This window comes from Blastomonas sp. (genome assembly GCF_046294995.1).
In the GTDB taxonomy this organism is placed as follows: Bacteria; Pseudomonadota; Alphaproteobacteria; order Sphingomonadales; family Sphingomonadaceae; genus Blastomonas.
Window position 1 is genome coordinate 44,313 of the sequence record NZ_JBKBOG010000017.1, and the last position, 18,100, is coordinate 62,412.

The following is an 18,100-nucleotide window of genomic DNA, read 5'->3' on the forward strand; positions in this document are numbered from 1 at the left end:
GGAGGCATAGGCTGACCAAGACCTACCATGGGTGATGAATCAATCTGCTTCTTAAGGTCGCCAGTTACCGGTCCACCGCCAATAGCTGAAACTACCGCAGAGCAGTGTAAGCAGCACCAGGTTGAGCGCCGCTGCCCAATAATCGATCAGCGTTCCGCCCATCTGATTGAGCCCCACCATGAGTTCGAGCCCCGAGGTGGTGGGAAACAGTCGGGCAATCGCGACCAGCGCAACCGGAGTTGCCTCTGCAGGCCATGACAGGCCGGTCAGAAAGAACAGGGGTAGCGACAGGGCAAGGCCCAGCTGCAGAGGGCGTTCGCGGGTTCTGAACAGGCTGGCCAGCGCAAGCGCGGCAGCCACCGTGGCGGCGACGAACAGGACCGCGGCTGCCATGACATCAAGCAGTGGCGCAGCCGCTCGGGGATAATCGTGCCACCAGAACACCATGCCGACGAACCAGGCGACTTCTGCCAGGCCGATGCACGATGCTGCCAAAGCGATGCCAGCCAGCTGCCGGGGCGCAAATCGCATCGCGGGGCCCATCTTCTCGCGCGCGGTCCCGGCAAGCAAGGTAAGGCCCAGCAACAGGCTCTGATGGATGATGACAAAGGCCACGCCGGGGAAGACCGCCGCACCATAGCCTTCGCGGGTGTTGAACAGCGGGCGGGACACCAGCACCAGTCCGGGTTGCGTGGGTGGCCCTGCGGCGCGCGCCTGTTCCCTTGCAGCATCGCGGCCCGTTCGGCCGAGCGCCACGCCGATCCCGGAAAGTGCGCTCGATGCCCGCAGCAGATAGGCGCCGTTGCCGGTCAGCAGCACCGTTCCGGGGTCGCCCCGGGCGATATCCTCGCCGAAGCCTTGCTGGATGATCAGTGCCGCCACCGCCCGCCCTTCGGCGAGCCACAGCTGCGCCTCTGCAGTGCTGGCAAGGCTGGCGACTACCTCGGTCTGCTGGACCGCGCCGACGCCGATCAACAATCCCCGGCTCGCCGACGTGCCATCCTGGTCCACCACGACCACTGGCGCGCGGACCACCACTTCGCCGGTATAGGCGCTGGGATAGAAACCGGCATAGATCAAAGGTGAGAGCAGCAGCAGCAAGGTCGCGGCGCGATCGGCAAAAATCGCCGCAAAAAGCGCCCGGAAGGCTTGTCCCATCAGCGCCGCCCCCAACTGCGGGGATCGCGCGATGCCTTGAGATACAGCAGCACGCCCGGCACTGCGCTGACCAGCGCAATGACCAGCATCCACAACAGGGGGCCAACGTGCGATGCCGGCGTTCCTTGCGCGATCCAAGTGCGGGCCAGCAGCCTGGAAAAATGCGTGAATGGCAGAAGGTTGCCCCAGACCCGGCCAAACAGGCTTGCCTGGTCGAGCGGGAAGATGGCACCTGCAAAGGCGAAGGATGCCCCGGCATACAGCCCGGTCATCGACAGCGACTGGCTGAGCGTGCGGGTGGCGCCGACCAGCAGCAGCGCCATGCCCAGATACGCCAGATACATCGCGGCGTAGCCCGCAATCAGCACCGTCGGCGATCCGGCAAACTGCCACCCGCGCACGCCTGCAAGCCACAGGATCGCGAGCAACCCCCAGCCCATGAACACCGCAAGATAAGGCGCAGCCTTGCCCGCCAGCGCAGGCATATCGGGTTCCCATTCGGCGATGCTGCGATCGCGCAACTCGCGCCCGAAAGCAGAGACCACTGCCAGCATGAACAGCAGGTGGAGTAGGGCCGGGTGCAGCAGGCTGACCAGTTGTTGCTCCTGGCTGGCTTGAGCATTCCCGGCCATCACCGTGATTGCGCGGACCGGCGCGGGACGCATGCTTGCGGGCAGCACATCAATCCCCACCCGGGTCACGGCAAGACGGGCATTGGCGGACTCGATGACAGCAGCGGCTTCGCGCTGGATGGTCGCAGCAGCAGAAGGGTAGCTGGCGTTGAAATAGACGATGACGGGCGCCTGACCGCTCAGCGCGGCGCGCGCGGTTTCGCGGGGGACGAGGATGGCTCCGAGCGCCTGCTTTGCGCGGATCATGCGTTCTGCGGTGGGCAGATCGGGCACCTTTCCTGCCAGCCTCAGGCCGGGCGCTGCCTCGATGCGGACCGCGAGATCCCGCCCGATGGCGCTGTGCCCCTGATCGATCAGCAGCACCGGCAGATCCCGTGCCACTCCGCTCGACAGCTGCCACGCAATCACACCGCACAGCAAAAGCGGCAGCCACGTAAGCAGCGCCATATCCCAGGGATTGCGACGCAGATACCGGCATTCACGCTCAAAGCTGGCGCGAAATATGGCGCTGCGCGTCATTGCGGCCAGTCGAACAGCACCGACATCCCCGGACGCAGCCCCCGGATGGGCTTGGCGGGCGTGAGGCGCAGTTCAAAGCCTTTGATATCGAACCCGCTGGACTGGCGGGTGGCGCGCCAGGTGGCATAATCGCCAGCCGGAGCGATAAAGCTGACCTGGAACTGCGCCCGCCTGCCATCGAGCGCTGGAATGCGCCCGGTGAATGCACTGCCCATGCGCACACCCTGCATCTGGTCCTCGCGCAACGTCACGGTCACCCAGGGCGCCTGCACTTCGGTGAGCAGCAGCACAGGGAAACCCGCGCCCACGATCTCACCGGGCTGGGCAAGGCGGCGACCCACTTCCCCTGCGGCAGGGGCTACCAGACGGGTTTCAGTATGGGCGGCTTCCACCTCGGCCGCTGCGCCGCGCGCCTGCGCCACCTGCGCGGAAGCGGCGCGCACATCCTCTGGCCGGGCACCCGCGCGTGCCTGGTCATATTGGGACCGGGCCGCGCGCGCCGCCTCGTTCGCGGCGATCATGTTGGCGCGCGCCTCATCGCGCTTCTGGCCAGCGACCGCGCCCTGATCGGCCAGCCGGTTGACCCGCTCATAGGTCACCTGCGCCAGATCGGCGGCGGAAGCCGCCCGGCGCCATTGCGCTTTGGCTGCGTCGATCTCGGTCTGGCGCGCACCTGCCATGGCTTTGTCCGCCTGGGATTGCGCGGCCTCCACGGTGGCGTTGACCTGCGCCTGTTTGGCGGTCACCTCCGGGCTGTCGATCCGGCCCAGCAGCTGCCCCGCCGTGACTGTCGCGCCTTCGGCAACCAGCACCTGCGACAGCCGTCCGGTCACTTTGCTGGCGACCCTGAATTCGCGCGCATCGACAATGCCCTGCACTTGGCCTTGCTGTGGCGACCATGCCAGCCACAGACCCAGTGCAAGCACTGCGATCACAAGAGCTGCCAGCACGGCTAGCCTGGATCGGCCAGGCGAAGATGCGGCCGGCTCCGCAGATGTGTCCGTTGCTGTCATGGCTGGCCTGTCTGTGATGCGGGCAGGAAGTCGGGGAGGCTTTCGATCTGGCCGCTGACTTCCAGCAGTGCCACCAGCGCTTCCAGATACTCATAGGCCGCGCGCGCCTGCTCCACCCGCACGCGCCCGGCGGTGAGCTGCGCATCCGTGACGTCGCGGCTGGTGCCCTGCAGCTCGCGGAACGACAGCTGTGAGACGCGTAGCGATTCATCTGCCGCCGCGATGGTCCGTGTATAGAGGGCGTAACGGTCTTTGGCGGACTGGGCCTGCGCGTGCGTGATCCGCACACCGGTTTCGACCTGCACCTGCGCCTCGCGCACCCCGGCTTCGGCCTGCGCCTGGGTGGAACGGGCGGCGGAGACTGCGGACCGGCGACCCATGCCCGAGGCGAGCTTGTACTTCACGCCGACGCCGAAGATGAAATCCGGATCGGTCACCAGCGAGTCCTCGCGGTCGAGATTGTATTGCGCCAGTGCATAGACCGTCGGGCGCAGCTGCGCCTTTTCCGCCTCGACCCCCGCGCTTGCCTTTTTGACGGTTGCCTCCAGCCGCTTGATGCTGGGGTGAAGATCGAGCGCGGCGGCGATGAAATCGTCGACGGGGGGCAGATGTGCCTCGGCCACACCCAGCGGCGTCACCGGCGCGAGCGGCCCTTGCGCACGCAGCAGACCGGCAAGTTGCAGATTGGCTGCGGCCAGATCGGCGGCGGCCTTTTCCGCCTCGCGCAGCGCCTCTTCATGCTTTGCCTCGGCCTGAAGCCGCTGGACCGGGGCGATCTGCTGTTCCCTTTCCAGCGCGCGGGCAGCGACGACATGATCGCGCATGCCGCCGACCACATCCTGCCGGATGGCCAGCGCCTGGCTCGCCAGCTGTTGGCCGAAATAGGCCCGCGCCAGCTGGGCCAAACCCTGCTGGGCTGCCTCGTCGCGATTGGCCCGTTCGATCTGCACCTGGCTGGCCGCGCCCTCCTGGGCTGCGCCGATCTGGCCGCCAGAATAAATCGGCATCGTGGCGGTGATGATCGGGCGCGATACAAACCGGCGGATGCGGAACCTCAACGGGTCGGCGATGCCGAAACTGTTGGCGACCGGCTCCAGCGAACCCAGCGGCAGGATCAGGGTTTTCTGGAATTCGAGCGCCTGCGCCTCGATATCGACATCCGGTCGGCGCAGTGTCCGGGTGGCCTGCTGGCGGGCCTCGGCGGAGTCCACCGCAGCATCGGCGGCATCGATGGCATCGGACTGGTCGAGAAACCGCGCCTGCGCTTGTGAGTAGGTCAGCGCGAGCGGATAATCCTGTGCAAGCAGCGGCCCGGTTGCGGCAGCCAGAGCGGTCGTCGCAAGGGCCAGGCAGCAGAATCTTGAAGCAGTTGCAGCGCGGAGCAAATGCATCTCCATGGTCGTTTTTGCGCCTTGCGGTGCCGAGGTGAAGATCGCAGCTCCGTTCTGGAGCCGCTGGTCCCTCGTTCCGGTATCTGACATGGAAGCCAAGGCTTGGCAATCGTCCGCGCCACCCCGGCAAAATCATTCATTGGCACTTCGAAATTCGAGCCGAAGCCATGGCTGAGATCGAAACGAAAAGTCGCAAAAGGGCCGGATTCAGCCTGACGGGAATTACACCGTTATGCCTGCGGACCGTCCTTCAAATGGCCAATCCGGCCATGCCTCCAGCTGGCGTGCCATCGATCAGCCTGATGTTCGACAGCTAATCTGTCCGAGGGCGTTGCGGCGTGTCGATCACCAGGACCAGCCGGGATAGACCAGTCCCCTCAATCGGTGGGGAACGGTGCAGGCATGCAGCATGGCCTGCTCCGAACTCGCGCCCTTTGAACAAGGCTACCGCGCCAGTGGGGATGCTCAGCAGCGGTCCTGCAGGATCATCGCCCAGCGTGTAGTCCGTGCCAGGACCTGCCAAGGTGCAGATGAGGCGCAGGTCGGTATAATCCGCATGGACCTTGCGGCAGGCGTTGCCGGTGATGCCCTCCAAGCGAAGCCGGACGGTGTCGCAATGCATCAACCCAGCAAATCGAGTTGCCAGATCGGTGATAGCATCAGCCAGTTCCTTCGAGAGCGAAGGCAGCTGCGCAACCATAGCTTCAGGAGTGCCAGACACGGCATGACTGAAGGGCGCGGCGGCAAGCAGGCTATCAGTCACATCCCGTAAGAGGGATATAAATGCCTCGTCGATAACGATGCGCACTGCTGGATCGTCAATCGCCTTCCAGTTGTTGTAACTGACTGCAGGCCGGGCGCGTGTTTCAAGCTGTGTCATGGCTTACGCATTCTCCAGCACGCGGGCATTCTCGCCCCATTCCGGGAACGGATCGTCCAGCTGCTGCCAGCGCTCGGGGGTAAATCCGTCTGCAGCTACCAGGCATTCTCCCAACCGCTGGCGCAGCGCCGCCTCATCCATGTTGATACCGATGAACACCAGCTCTTGTCGCCTGTCGCCCCAGACCGCATCCCAGTTGTGCGCGACGAAATCCTCAAACTGGTTGTCGTGCGGCCACTGATTCTTGGGCACCGAGGCCCACCAGCGGCCCAAGCGTGCGGTCATCGTCTGCGAACCGGCCACCGCCAACTCGCCAACCCACAGTGGCCGGGTTGCCAGCCAGAAAAAGCCCTTGGCGCGAATGACACCCTCAAGCCCATCCCCCACCAGGAAGTCATGAAAGCGCGCCGGATCGAATGGCTGGCGGGCACGATAGACGAAGCTCTCGATGCCGTATTCCTCGCTTTCCGGGCGATGACTGGCATAGCCGTAAAGCTCCTTAGCCCATAATGGATGCTCGGCAGCACGCTCGTCATCGAACAGCCCCGTGCCGAGAATCTGCTTCAGGTCGATCCGCGCGCGATCGGCGGTGATGATCCGAGCATCGGCATTGAGCGATGCGCACAGCTTCTTGACGACATTCAGCTGGTCCGCGCCGACGTCGGATGCCTTGTTGATGACGATGACATCGGCAAACTCGATCTGCTCGACCAGCAGCGCGACAAGGCTGCGGGTGTCGTCATCCCCAAGAGATTCGCCGCGATCGGCCAGAAACTCATGGCTGGCGTAGTCCTTGAGCAGGTTCACCGCATCGACCAGGGTGACCATGGTGTCGAGCGTTGCGACATCGCCCAGTGATTCCCCGGCCTCATCGCGGAAATTGAACGTCGCGGCGACCGGAAGCGGCTCGGAAATACCGGTGCTTTCGATTACCAGATAATCGAACCGCCCGCCCTCAGCGAGCGTGCGCACCTCCTTGAGCAGGTCGTCCCGCAGCGTGCAGCAGATGCAGCCATTGGTCATCTCGACCAGTTGCTCGCTTGCCCGGCTCAGCGCCGCATCGCCGCCGCGAACCAGTGCTGCATCAATGTTTACCTCGGACATGTCGTTGACGATCACGGCGACGCGCAGGCCATCGACGTTGGCAAGAATGTGATTGAGTAGCGTTGTCTTTCCGGCGCCCAGAAAGCCGGAAAGAACGGTGACTGGCAGCCTCTCGGTTGGTTGGCTGGATGAACCCATAGTGAAAACCTCCTTGTCATGATATACTATATCATTATAGCGATCCTCTCGATTGCACAAGCGGGGAAAAATGCGTTTCTTCAAAGCAAACAGGACCAACCACCCGGCTCCGCTGCCGACCGACGCCGCCGAGGGGTTTGCGATTGGCGGCGCGCTGCTCTGCCTGGTCCATTGCCTATTTTTGCCGATGCTGTTGGCGTGGACGCCGACGTTGGGCCGCGCATTCGATCCCGCCATCGACCTGCATTTTTGGCTGGTGATGATTGTCGGGCCGGTCAGTGCCTGGCTTCTGCTCAGCGTCGTCCAGCACCACAGGCTTCCCCTGCTGGCGGCAGGTTTCGCCGGGCTTGGCCTGCTGATCCTTGCGCTGATCTTGCCGGTTACGGTGCGGCAGGAAACACTGATGAGTGTTGCAGGAAGCATCCTGCTGGCTGCCACTCATGCGATTAACTGGGCGCTGCGTCGCCGCCATCGCCACAGTGTGTTGCTGAATTGAAAAACCGCTTCATCGGCCACTGGACGCGAAAACTGCTTTGAGTCGATCTTGGATATGTTGTATCGTGTCTTCTCCAAGATCGGGGAGACTGGTGATGCGCAACAATCTGGTGGTTTTGACCGTGGCTTTTGCCGCCTTGGCCAGCGCTCAGTCAGCTCAGGCCTGCGATATGGAAGGCTTCGGCTTCGCCCGGATCAACCCGTTCGGCCAGCATGCCGCGTGGAACGTTCCAAACGATGCCCCCAACCCGCAGCAGAGCGAGAACTCCGCCGTTCTCAGCAACCAGGCGCGCGAAGAGGCCAAGCGGTCGGTCGCGCAGGAGGTGGCAAAGCTCTCAAATGCTACCCGGCTGTCTGCAGACGCTGCGCCCAAGGCTCTTGCCGTTTCTCAATCCACCCCCGCCGAACAGGCCATGCGCTTTACCGCGACCAAGGATTGAAGCGTCCGGGCCCTGATATGCTTTTGTCGATTGAGCAGCTCGCGTTCGCCTATCGCGGAACCCCGGTCCTGTCCGGCTTTGACTTCCACATGGCCGCAGGCGAGCACAGCCTGCTGATCGGCGCATCGGGCTGCGGAAAATCGACTTTGGTCAACCTGATCTGCGGACTGTTGACCCCCGAAAGCGGCACGATCACTCTGGGCGGCGAAGCGATGACCGGGCTGTCGCCCGCGCGCCGCGATGACCTGCGCCGCCGCCGCATCGGGTTGGTGTTCCAGACGCTGCGGCTGGTCTCCTCGCTCGACCTGACCGCCAACCTGGCGCTTGCGCAGAAGCTGGTCAGTGGCGAGGGCGGCGGGGATCGCATCGCCATGCTGATCGAGCGGCTGGGCCTTTCGCACCGGGCACATGCCTTGCCGCGCGAACTCAGCCAGGGCGAGGCGCAGCGTGCAGCGATCGCGCGGGCACTGGTCGGACGGCCCGACCTGATCATCGCCGATGAACCGACATCTGCGCTCGACCATCGCAACATGGAAAATGTCGTCACGCTGCTGCGCGAATGCGCCGATGAATCGGGCGCCAGCCTGCTCGTCGTCACCCATGACGACCGGCTGCGTGATCACATCGCGTCTGTCAGGCAGCTATCCCCCGTTGGGCAAAGGGCCACCGCATGATCGGTCTTGCTCTTGCCTATATGCGCGACCGCCCCCTGACGGTGGCGCTCAACGCGCTGCTGCTGGCGATCGCGGTTGCAACGCTCGTGCTGCTGCTCCAGTTTTCGACCCAGGCGGGCGAACGCTTCGAGCGCGATGCGCGCGGGATCGATCTGGTCGTGGGGGCCAAGGGGTCGCCGCTGCAGCTCGTTCTGTCGAGCGTCTACCATATCGACCAGCCCACCGGGAACATCCCGCAGGGCGCGCTCGCGATGCTGCGCCGCGACCCGGGGGTGGCGCAAGCCGTTCCGCTGGCCCTGGGCGACAATTTCGAGGGGTTTCGGATCGTCGGCAGCGATACCGGTTTTCTGACGCTCTATGATGCCCGATTGGCGCAAGGCGTTGCGTTCGAAGCCCCGGGCGATGCCGTGCTGGGGGCCGACGTGGCCCGGCGCACCGGCGCCGGCCTTGGCCAGAAATTCATTGGCAGCCACGGCCTCGAGAGCGGCGAAGAGGACGGGCAGGGCCATGATCACGCCCCGTTCAAGACGGTCGGCATCCTCGCGCCGACCGGCACCGTGCTCGACCGTCTGATCCTGACATCGATCGAGTCGGTATGGGACGTCCACGGCATCGCGCATGATGACGATCAAGCCGGGCATGATGCCCACGAGCACCACGCCGACCAGGATCATCATGAGGAGGCGGCTGGGCCCGCCGGGCTGGAGCCCGAGATAACCGCCGTGCTGGTGCGCTACCGCAACGCCTCGGGCGCGATGCGCATTCCTTCGCAGATCAACCGCCAGAGCGCGCTACAGGCTGCGGTGCCTGCGACCGAATCGGCGCGGCTGCTGGGGTTGTTCGGATCGGTGATCGAGGGCGCGCGACTGTTCGGCTGGCTGCTGGCGATCTCGGCGGGGCTCAGCCTGTTCGTCGCCTTATGGAGCGCGACCCGCGCCCGCGAGGGCGACCTCGCGCTACTCCGCGTCATGGGCGCAACACCGGCGGCCGTCTTCGCCACGATCCTGCTCGAAGGACTGCTGATCGCCGGGATCGGCGCATTGGCAGGGATTGCATTGGCGCATGGGCTGATCGCCTTGGCAGTCGGCAGCTTCCCGACATTGGCCGAGCTGGGCCTGGTCGCAACGCGGGTTCTACCCGGCGAAGCAGCGATCCTGGCCGCGGTGCTCGGCATCGGCCTGATTGCTGCGATCATTCCGGCCATCCGCATTTTCCGGGTCGATCTGGCCCGTACCCTGGCACGATTGAGTTGAGGACACGAACGATGCGCAAACCCCTGATCCTGCTGGCAACCCTCGTCATGGCAGCGCTTCCACTTGGCGCTTCGAACGCCGCGATGCAGCAGGGCAAAAAGGCCCCTGTCGAAGACGTGTGGAAGCCTGCCGCCACCCCCAAGGGTGGTGTTTCTTGGGCGGTGCTGGAGGCCACAAAGGAGCAGACCCGCACCGCCAAGGACGGCTATCTTTATTCCAAGCCGCTGTTCACGCCCGCGGTCAAGGCGCTGGCGGGCAAGCGCATCAAGGTCGCAGGCTGGATGAAACCGCTGGAGACCGGCGCGCGTCAAAAGCATTTCGTGCTGCTCGCCTATCCGCCGGGCTGTCCGTTCCACTTCCACGCCATCCCCAATCAGTTCATCGAAGTGCTTGCGGACATCCCGTTCCCGACCAACGAGTCCAAGATGATCGTCGTTACGGGCGTGCTTGAACTCACCGGGCAGGACGAAAGTGGCATCTTCTACCGAATGAAGGCAGCGAGCCCGGCGTGACGAGGCAACATTTTCAATCAGCCCGCAGGCTGGGTTGCGACCACGCTGGGACATGAAAACAGCCATCCATTTCAGCCATCCGGTCACTTCGACATGACCGGGCTGGATGTATCGGGTGCGCCTTGGCTCACCGCTTCGCTCGTCGCGCTCGACCGCTATTGGCTGCAACGGACGTAGATCGGCCCGAACGGCAACGGGCCAGTTCGGACTTCAGTTGGCGAAACACCACTTCCTGTGCCGGAATTGTCAGCCTCCACCTTCGCCAGCTGCGGGCTCCCAGCGTCGTGCGAATCCGGGCCTATTGGAAACTTCCTTAGCACGGGATCGTCCAATCTTGGGCCATCAGACCGGCTGTGGGCCAGGGCGACCTTGTTCGACCACGAACGATGCAAGAGTCGCAAGCTGTCCGCCGGGGGTATCGACCTGGTCCATCACTTTGACATCCGCCACCCAGCGTTGCGGTGAAAGACGATAAAGCTGATAGCCGCGCTGGTTGTTGAGCAGCTTCAGGTGCGGATTGCGCTGCAGAGTATCTTGCTGAAACGGATGGCGGGGCGAGCCACTGCCGCCCGATGTGATCGAACTTGCCAGAAACTCGCTGGCCAGCGCCGGCGATGCCGGGTCGTCAGGATCAGTGGGGAGATAGCCGACAACATGTTGGTGCATATCGCCGCTGCCGATGACAACGTTGCGCAGGCCCCGCTCCGCGATAATGTCAGCCATGCGCCGCCGCGCGGCAGGATAGCCGTTCCAGTTGTCGGTGCTATAGGCCGGCGCCATTGCGCCGTCCTCGCGGACGTCGAAGGGCATCACCATGACCTGCTGGGCGATGAAGTTCCAGCCATGCTCGGCGGAAAGGCCGCGGCCCAGCCACGCCTCCTGCTCCTGCCCCAGCATCGTGCGCGATGGCACATCGTCAATCCGGGGCACCGGGCCGGACTGGCCACCGCCGAGCTGTTCACTGCGGTGCGAGCGCGTGTCGAGCACGTGCATACGCGCCAGATTGCCGAAGTCGAAACGCCGGAAGTAGCGGTGGTCGTGACCCGGCTGCAGCGCTGCACGCACCGGCATGTGTTCGCGCCAAGCCTGCAGCGCGGCGGCCTTGCGGGCGGCAAAGGCGGCGGTGGCGCCGTCGTCCTTGCCGATCGCGGCCGCCCAGTTGTCGTCCACCTCGTGATCGTCGAAGCTGGTGATGAAGACCGCGCGCGCGTGCGCGGCGCGCAGATCGGGATCCTGCTTGTACTGGGCGTAGCGGCGCCGGTAATCTTCGAGCGTGTAGGTCTCATCGCCGGCATGGATCCGATGCGGGTTCCTCTCCCGCCGCCCGAATTCGTAGATATAGTCGCCATAGTGGAACACTGCGTCGAGTTCGGGTTCGGCAGCCAGATGGGCATAAGCGGTGTAGAACCCGCTTTCGAAATCCTGGCACCCGACGCTGGCGATGCGCAGCTGGTCGACCCGTGCGCCGGGTGCCGGCAGGGTGCGCGCGCGACCGATCTCGCTGGTGGCACCACCGGCATGGAACCGATACCAATACGGCCGATGGGCTTCCAGCCCGGTGCAGTCGACATGCACCGTGTGCGCCGATTGCGCGCGCGCCAGCGCCTCGCCCTTGCGCACGATATTGCGGAAGGCGGAGTCGGAGGCGACCTCCCATGCGACGGGCACACTCGCAGGCGGCATCCCGCCATCGGGCGCCAGCGGTTCGGGCGCAAGGCGGGTCCAGATAACGAAGCCATCGGGCGCCGGGTCGCCGGCGGCCACGCCCAGCGTGAACGGATCGCGCCGGAACGAATGGGGCCGCCCCGACAAGGTCGAACAGGCCGTCAGAATGCCGATCGAGAATGTGGACGCGACCAGCGTGCGCCGGTTGAGCAGAATCTGGGACATAGAGGAAAGCCTGGCAAATGGGCCGGGCGGTCCCGCGGGTGCGGAGCCGCCCGGCCGGGCGCTCAGAAGCGCAAGGATGCACCAAAGGTGATGGTGCGGCCGCTGACCGTGCTGGTCATGAGGCGGCGGGCGTCGCCGTCGGCGTACTGGATGATCCGCTCGTCGGTCAGGTTCAATCCCTCGACCCGGACCTGCAGCGCCGGCGTGACGTTGTAATAAGCGGTGGCATCGAACACGACCGACGGCGTGAAATACTCGCCGATATTGCCGTTGCCGCCGTCGCCCTTGCGATAGCGCGAGCGGTAGGCGACCGAGCCACGCGCGCCGATCTGCTCGCTGTCATAGTAGAGCGTGCCGTTGACCGACCATTTGGACAGATCGACCAAGGGCAGTTCGTACGGCGTACCCGAATAGAACACGTCCGACTGCCCTTTGGCATAGGTCACGTTACCCAGCGCGCCGAAATTGCCCAGCACGCCCGGCAAAAAGTCGAAGTCGCGCCGCCCGGCAAGCTCCACGCCGTGGATCGAGGCACCCGGCCCATTGATCGGCCGCGTGAAGTTGAAGATGATCGACCCGTCCTGACCGGCCTCCAGCAGCGACAGCGGGTAGCCGGTCTCGCTATAGGGGAGCTGAGACGTCTCGCTGGTGACGAAGGACTTCATGTTCTTGTAGAACACCCCCAGCGCCAGAAAACCGCGCTTGCCGTCGTAATATTCGAGCGCACCTTCGACCGAATCGGCGGTGTAGGGCGCAAGATTGGGGTTGCCCGCGCTGATCGTCCCGCCGAAGCCGGCGACGCGTACTGTCGCTGCAGCGCTCAGATCGGCAAAACCAGGGCGGCTGATGTTGCGGTTGGCCCCGAAGCGCGCGACCAGCGAGGGCGTCAGGTCCAGCGCTACGTTCACCGCAGGGAGGAAGCCGCGATAGGTGTTGCGGATTTCCACCGGCACCAGACCGCTTGCCGTCACCGACGTACCCCGCGAATCCAGCCGGGTATTATAGTAACGCACACCGGCATCGGCGCGCAGCGTCATATCGCCCAGCATCGTCTCGAGTTCGTACTGGCCAAAACCGGCGAACGTCCGTTCGGTGATCGCATAATCGGTCCCCGCCGCCAGATGGCTCGCATTCAGCGTGGTATCGATGCCCAATTGGGCGAAGATGCCCGGGACATCGCCGACGATGAAGGGAATGGCGCTGGTGTACGGGTTGAGCATCGTCGGCACGTTGGCGGTGCCGCTGCCCTTGGTGGAGTTGACATGATAGCGGTAGCCGCTGTTGTCGAAGTTCTTGAACTCGCCCCCGAACTTGAAGACGGAATTGTCCGTTACCTGCCAGGCGAGCGAGGCTGAGGCATTGTAGAATTCGCTTTTGATGCGATCCTCGCGCCACTGCAGGCTGTCCAGCACCCAGGCGCCCGGGTCGGCCGGATCGAAATCATACGTGTTGCTCGGGGTGTCGGTATCCAGCCCGGTAAAGCTGACCGTGTGCCCGTTCGACACCATATAGGCGCGTTGCCACCGCGACACGAACTGCGAGCTGGACCAGCCGGCGAGCGTGGTCAGTTCCAGACGGTCGGTCAGCGACGTCCGGCCGTTCAGCGCCACCTGCCAGAAATCGGTCTGATCGTGCGTCGGCTTCGACTCATTGCGCAGATCGACCCCGCTGATGGTGGCAGAAGTGATGCTGCCGAAGGCGTCGATCGCGATGTCGCGCACGACCTGCGTGCCGGTGACGTCATTGGCCGAAAGCCCGTTCTTGCCGGCATTGCCGATCACGTTTTCCTGGCGGTTGTTGGTCAGCTGCCCGTAGAGCACGTCGAGCGTCACTTCGGTCCCGTTTCCGGGGCTGTACTGCAGCGCTCCGGTCAGGCCCAGCCGCTCGCGGCTGCTGAACCAGCTGCCATAGGTCTGCGCGCGCGAGTTCCAAACCCGGTTAGCGCCTCTGGCATTGACCAACTGGTCACGCACGTCCGCAGCGATTTCCGGCCCGACATTTTTGCTGCCGAAGTTCATCTGCGACCAGTTCCAGTTGCGATAGCCGTGTTCGAGCGTGTCGGCCCGGCTGTAGGCAGCCGAAACGAGCACGCCGAAATCGCCTGACCGGGCAGAGGCGAGTGCGACCAGCCGCGGCGTGAGCGTGTCGGTATACTGGTTCACCTGCCCCTTGGCGCTGAGCACGAACGTGTTGCCCGGATAGTCGAACGGCTTGGCTGTCCGCAGCGCCACCGTGCCTCCGATGCCACCTTCGTCCTGCTCGGCGGCATAGGATTTTCGCACCACCACCTGGTTGAACAATTCGGAGGCGAAAACGCTGTAGTCGAAGGCGCGCGACCGGCTGACCCCGCCACGGCTGTCGAGGCCCGAGGCGGTGTTGCTGAGCACCTCCATGCCGTTCAGTTCGGTGCGGGTGAATTCCGGTCCCAGGCCGCGCAGCGAGATCTGCCGCCCTTCGCCGCCATCGCGCGTGATCGCGACGCCGGGCACACGCTGCAGCGATTCGGCCAGGTTCTGGTCAGGGAACGCGGCGATGTCCTCGGCCACGATCACCTCCTGCAATCCGGTCGTCTGGCGCTTGATCGTCTGCGCCACCTCAAGGCTCTGGCGAAAGCCGGTCACGACGATCTCTTCGGGCTGCTGCGCGACATCTGCCGCGGTCGATCCGGATGCCTGCGGAAACGCTTGCGACGGAGCGCTGCGCACCGGGTCACTGACCGAGGCGAAAGCGGTGCGCGGCTGAATTATGATCGTCGAGCCTTGGATACGCGCATCGACCGGCAGATTCCGCGTCATCCGCTCCAGGCCCTGCGAAGCGGTCACCTCGCCACGCACAGGCTGGCTGCGCAGGTTGCGCACCGCTGCGGGAACTACGGCCAGAGGCAGACCGGTCGCCCGCGAAAGGACGATCAGAGCATCGGCCAGATCCTGCGCCGGAGCGTCGAGCCGGTAGGTAGCGCTTGCTGCATCTTTTGCGCTGGCATGCCCGACGGGCAATGCCATTACAGCTGTTCCCGCCAGCAAGGCGGCCATTTTGTCAAAATTCATGGTTCAACCCCTCAAGTGTTTCCGCTTAAACGGTCTCGGAGGTCAAACCCGGACAACTTATTTATATTACAGATTTATTTTTATATACTACAGTTTTGTTACTGAATACCTATATCTGATCCGCTGCGTGAAATTTTTACTCCATAAAGACTTTGCAAAGTATTGAGCGTGTTGTCCGTGTCTGTGACGTCGAATCGACCCGTGATGCGGATGGCGCGCGCCCTGTCGGATGTCAGGTGAATTCGGGCGGTCGAATAGCGGCCCAGCTTTTCGACTAGATCTGCCAGTGGCGCATTCTTGGCGACGAACCAGCCACTGGCGATTTTCTGTTCGGGTTCGAGGCGCGTGCGCACCAACCGGCCCGCCATCGCCTGCGCGGCCTGGGAGGCGCCGAGCGCCAGTTCGTCGCTGCCCGAAACCACCCGGACCTGCCCGCGCGAGACCGCCACGATGACGCGACCTTCTGCCAGCCTGTCGATATGGAAGGCGGTGCCCAGCACGTTCACCTGAGTCGCACCGATCCGAACCGACAGCGGCCGCGCTGCGTCTTTTGCTATGTCGAACGAAGCCTCCCCCCGGTCGAGATCGATCGCGCGGCGCCATGGAAGGAACTGCACCCTGACTGCGCTGTTGCCGCCGAGGTCGACCGTCGATCCGTCCGACAGGGCGATGCGGCGGGTCTCGCCCGGAGCGCTGGCGTAATCGTGCGGCAGGGCCGGCACCAGCACCAGCGCCAAGACTGCGGCGGCTGAGGCGATCGCTGTTGCACCCACCGCGCGGTTCCACCGCGAAGCCGGCGCTTTGTCTGGTTGTGCGGCTGACTCGGGCTCTGCGGCGCAGGCTGTCTCCAGCGCTTCGCTTTCCCACATCGCGAGAATGTCGGTAAAAGCCTCGCGGTGGCGCGAATCGGCGGTCATCCATGCGTCGAAGCTCTGGCCGTCAGCACTGTCGAAGGCCGACCGGTTCATCCGGTCGAACCAGACCGCGGCCTGCTCGTCGATGGAAGGTGTGTTCGCGGCCATCACAGGTCGCCATCCTGGTCGATCGACAAGGCCCGGCGCAAGTCGTGCAGACCGCGGCTGACATGCTTTTCGACCGCCGCGACCGAAATTCCCAGCTCCGCGGCGATCTGGGCGTGCGAGCGGTTTTCGATCCTTCGCTTCTGGAACACTGTCCGCCGCAGCGAAGGCATCGCCGCTAGCGCGGTCTCGAACTTGATCACCCGCTGTTGACCATCGATGATGCGATCGGGCAATGGCGCGTCGCTCGCAATATCTTCGTCCAACCCGGCGCTGGAACTGCCTTCCTTGCGCACCATGTCGACCAGGCAGGTCGATGCGATCCGGAACGCCAAGGCATAAAGGCTCGCCGGGCGCTGATCCTCGCAATAGCGCAGCAGCTTGATGCAGGCCTCCTGCGCCACGTCTTCGGCGACATGACGCGATTGCCCGCGCTTCATGACATAAGAAACGATTGTGTGACGCAGCGCGGTCCACTCATGATCGGCGGATGGCGCTTGCGCAGCCGGTCTCCCCGCACCCGAAAGCTTGTCTTGTTTGGATACCGGATGCGACACGGGCGGGTGCCTATATCAAACATGTGACAGGTGTGTTGCGGTGCGGCGTTGCACCGGTTCTCCACCCCCTTGCAAGGACGAAGCAACTCCTCTGAGCAGGTCCATGAATGCCATCCCACGATCTTCAGCTGAAAATGGATGCTGCGGCACGCGCCCTGGACTTCGAGCAAGCCAAGCGATCACCACCACGGCGCGCGATGCCACGCTTGCCCATCCGCACCTGGGCGATGGTTTGTTGTCGCAGACCTGCTAGGCATGGCAGCATGACCAACATCCACAGACTTTCCGGAACCGTCCACGTCGGCGGGCTCCAATATGAGTGGGAGGTTCGCAGCGAGCCGCAGTGGAACGATTCCGAAGGCTGGAAGGGCGTGATCGTTGCCTTGCTGCAGAAGCATACCCAGCGCGAAGCGTTGCTGGAATTTCCCCCGCCGAAACGCTTGCTGAAAGGAATGCAGCGAGGCCGTCTTCAGATCAGCGACGCGATGGTATCCCGGGGAATTCAGGCGGCGCTGGATGCCGGCTGGGAGCCTGCGTCTCGCGGAAAGCCGATGGTGTTCATGGTCGATGCGGATGGCAACTAGCCAGAGGCTGCCCTGCCGGGCTAGGAGCAGATGATGAGCATTTTGTCGAAAGCATGGAACGGCGAACACGTCCGCAAATGGCTCGAATGCCGCATCGAGGCGGCGCGTCTTGATCAGGCGGCGGCCGACAAGCGGGGATATCAGGCGCAGGACGACTATGACAAGGCCGCTGCAGAGGAATGGGTGTGCCGGAGCCTGAGGATGGTTGCCGACAAGGATGATCAGGTCGCGTTCGCCGATCGAATCAAGCAATTGCTGGCTCAGGACGAGTATCAGGTCACGGGCATTCATGACGATCGGCGTTTCGAGAGATGTGTTCGCGCCAACCTGAGAAAGCTTGCCAAGATGACCAAGGCAAATGAGGGGTTCGAGAACACGCTGCGCTTTCAGTGAGTCCGGCGTCACATTGAAGCATGGCGCGCGTCTGCGAAGCAGCGGCAGTTATCGCCGACCACGCGGCCACAGTGCCTCATTTGCGGGGCGACCTTTGACGCCCAAGCCAAAGCGATCCGTCAATGGGGCCGCTGGGCTCTTGGCGCTTTGTGGACCGCAGGTCTAATCCTCGATCCCGGAGCCAAGCGCCGCGCCGCTTCGCATCTCCATATAGGCATTTTCCCGCTCGTCGTCCGTAAGCGACAGGAGGTACTGGCTTGCCTCCCTGTAGGTCAAAAAAGGCATCCCATTGACGATGATGGGAACGGTGCGGCCGTTGTAGATCCGGCGCAGCAACCGCCGCTGCGGCCTGTCTAGCGATTGAGGGCGTTCTTCGGTGATGGCGCAATCCTAAGTCAGGG

At 63.9% G+C, this 18,100-nt stretch carries 19 protein-coding genes; 8 read left to right on the top strand and 11 right to left on the bottom strand.

What is annotated here, in order from left to right; genetic code table 11:
- Positions 1-51: 51 nt before the first annotated feature.
- From ACK4R0_RS14860 to ACK4R0_RS14875, 4 genes are all read right to left on the bottom strand, one after another.
- Complete coding sequence (locus tag ACK4R0_RS14860) at positions 52-1,158, bottom strand: ABC transporter permease (protein WP_409675627.1); 1,107 nt, start codon at positions 1,156-1,158, stop codon at positions 52-54.
- Positions 1,158-2,237, bottom strand: a complete 1,080-nt coding sequence (locus ACK4R0_RS14865) for an ABC transporter permease (RefSeq protein ID WP_409675630.1) — start codon at positions 2,235-2,237, stop codon at positions 1,158-1,160. The genes ACK4R0_RS14860 and ACK4R0_RS14865 overlap by 1 nt, the downstream gene beginning before the upstream one ends.
- A gap of 68 nt (positions 2,238-2,305) precedes the next feature.
- A complete protein-coding gene (locus ACK4R0_RS14870) occupies positions 2,306-3,259 on the bottom strand; it encodes an HlyD family secretion protein (RefSeq protein WP_409675633.1) in 954 nt (317 codons plus the stop codon).
- Between the two features lie 59 nt (positions 3,260-3,318).
- A complete protein-coding gene (locus ACK4R0_RS14875; RefSeq protein WP_409675636.1) occupies positions 3,319-4,803 on the bottom strand; it encodes a TolC family protein in 1,485 nt (494 codons plus the stop codon).
- A gap of 77 nt (positions 4,804-4,880) precedes the next feature.
- Between ACK4R0_RS14875 and ACK4R0_RS14880 the strand changes: the two genes are divergently transcribed.
- On the top strand, positions 4,881-5,030 hold the full coding sequence (locus ACK4R0_RS14880; protein WP_409675639.1) for a hypothetical protein: 150 nt from the start codon (positions 4,881-4,883) through the stop codon (positions 5,028-5,030).
- On the opposite strand, the gene ACK4R0_RS14885 is transcribed toward ACK4R0_RS14880, so the two are convergent.
- Together ACK4R0_RS14885 and ACK4R0_RS14890 are read right to left on the bottom strand one after the other, a co-directional pair.
- Positions 5,027-5,593, bottom strand: a complete 567-nt coding sequence (locus ACK4R0_RS14885) for a DUF1826 domain-containing protein (RefSeq protein ID WP_409675642.1) — start codon at positions 5,591-5,593, stop codon at positions 5,027-5,029. The genes ACK4R0_RS14880 and ACK4R0_RS14885 overlap by 4 nt on opposite strands.
- A 3-nt stretch (positions 5,594-5,596) precedes the next feature.
- Entirely contained in the window at positions 5,597-6,835 is a 1,239-nt protein-coding gene (locus tag ACK4R0_RS14890) for a GTP-binding protein (protein WP_409675645.1), read from the bottom strand.
- Positions 6,836-6,905: 70 nt separating this feature from the next.
- On the opposite strand from ACK4R0_RS14890, the gene ACK4R0_RS14895 reads away from it, so the two are divergent.
- The 5 genes from ACK4R0_RS14895 (at position 6,906) to ACK4R0_RS14915 (ending at position 10,209) form a co-directional block, all read left to right on the top strand.
- Entirely contained in the window at positions 6,906-7,331 is a 426-nt protein-coding gene (locus ACK4R0_RS14895) for a MerC domain-containing protein (protein ID WP_409675648.1), read from the top strand.
- A 94-nt stretch (positions 7,332-7,425) separates the two neighbouring features.
- Positions 7,426-7,770, top strand: coding sequence for a hypothetical protein (locus ACK4R0_RS14900; protein WP_409675651.1), 345 nt, complete (start codon positions 7,426-7,428; stop codon positions 7,768-7,770).
- 17 nt (positions 7,771-7,787) lie between these two features.
- The gene (locus ACK4R0_RS14905) at positions 7,788-8,444 is read left to right on the top strand and encodes an ABC transporter ATP-binding protein (protein WP_409675654.1); all 657 of its coding nucleotides are present in this window, start codon (positions 7,788-7,790) and stop codon (positions 8,442-8,444) included.
- Positions 8,441-9,697, top strand: coding sequence for an ABC transporter permease (locus ACK4R0_RS14910; protein ID WP_409675657.1), 1,257 nt, complete (start codon positions 8,441-8,443; stop codon positions 9,695-9,697). Before ACK4R0_RS14905 ends, ACK4R0_RS14910 begins: the two co-directional genes overlap by 4 nt.
- A gap of 11 nt (positions 9,698-9,708) precedes the next feature.
- Positions 9,709-10,209, top strand: coding sequence for a DUF3299 domain-containing protein (locus tag ACK4R0_RS14915; RefSeq protein ID WP_409675660.1), 501 nt, complete (start codon positions 9,709-9,711; stop codon positions 10,207-10,209).
- Between the two features lie 342 nt (positions 10,210-10,551).
- Here the strand turns inward: ACK4R0_RS14915 and ACK4R0_RS14920 are convergent, their stop codons facing one another.
- The 4 genes from ACK4R0_RS14920 to ACK4R0_RS14935 all read right to left on the bottom strand — a co-directional run bounded on the left by ACK4R0_RS14920 (position 10,552) and on the right by ACK4R0_RS14935 (position 16,722).
- Positions 10,552-12,099 carry an alkaline phosphatase D family protein gene (locus ACK4R0_RS14920; RefSeq protein WP_409675663.1) on the bottom strand — a complete coding sequence of 516 codons (1,548 nt, stop codon included), beginning with the start codon at positions 12,097-12,099 and terminating at the stop codon, positions 10,552-10,554.
- Between the two features lie 62 nt (positions 12,100-12,161).
- Entirely contained in the window at positions 12,162-15,146 is a 2,985-nt protein-coding gene (locus ACK4R0_RS14925; RefSeq protein WP_409675666.1) for a TonB-dependent receptor, read from the bottom strand.
- A 98-nt stretch (positions 15,147-15,244) separates the two neighbouring features.
- On the bottom strand, positions 15,245-16,168 hold the full coding sequence (locus tag ACK4R0_RS14930; protein WP_409675669.1) for a FecR family protein: 924 nt from the start codon (positions 16,166-16,168) through the stop codon (positions 15,245-15,247).
- Complete coding sequence (locus tag ACK4R0_RS14935; RefSeq protein ID WP_409675672.1) at positions 16,168-16,722, bottom strand: RNA polymerase sigma factor; 555 nt, start codon at positions 16,720-16,722, stop codon at positions 16,168-16,170. Before ACK4R0_RS14935 ends, ACK4R0_RS14930 begins: the two co-directional genes overlap by 1 nt.
- Before the next feature lie 263 nt (positions 16,723-16,985).
- Between ACK4R0_RS14935 and ACK4R0_RS14940 the strand changes: the two genes are divergently transcribed.
- Positions 16,986-17,306, top strand: a complete 321-nt coding sequence (locus ACK4R0_RS14940; protein WP_409675675.1) for a hypothetical protein — start codon at positions 16,986-16,988, stop codon at positions 17,304-17,306.
- A gap of 33 nt (positions 17,307-17,339) precedes the next feature.
- Positions 17,340-17,699 carry a hypothetical protein gene (locus ACK4R0_RS14945; RefSeq protein WP_409675714.1) on the top strand — a complete coding sequence of 120 codons (360 nt, stop codon included), beginning with the start codon at positions 17,340-17,342 and terminating at the stop codon, positions 17,697-17,699.
- A 162-nt stretch (positions 17,700-17,861) separates the two neighbouring features.
- Here the strand turns inward: ACK4R0_RS14945 and ACK4R0_RS14950 are convergent, their stop codons facing one another.
- Positions 17,862-18,035 carry a hypothetical protein gene (locus tag ACK4R0_RS14950; RefSeq protein ID WP_409675678.1) on the bottom strand — a complete coding sequence of 58 codons (174 nt, stop codon included), beginning with the start codon at positions 18,033-18,035 and terminating at the stop codon, positions 17,862-17,864.
- Between the last annotated feature and the right edge of the window lie 65 nt (positions 18,036-18,100).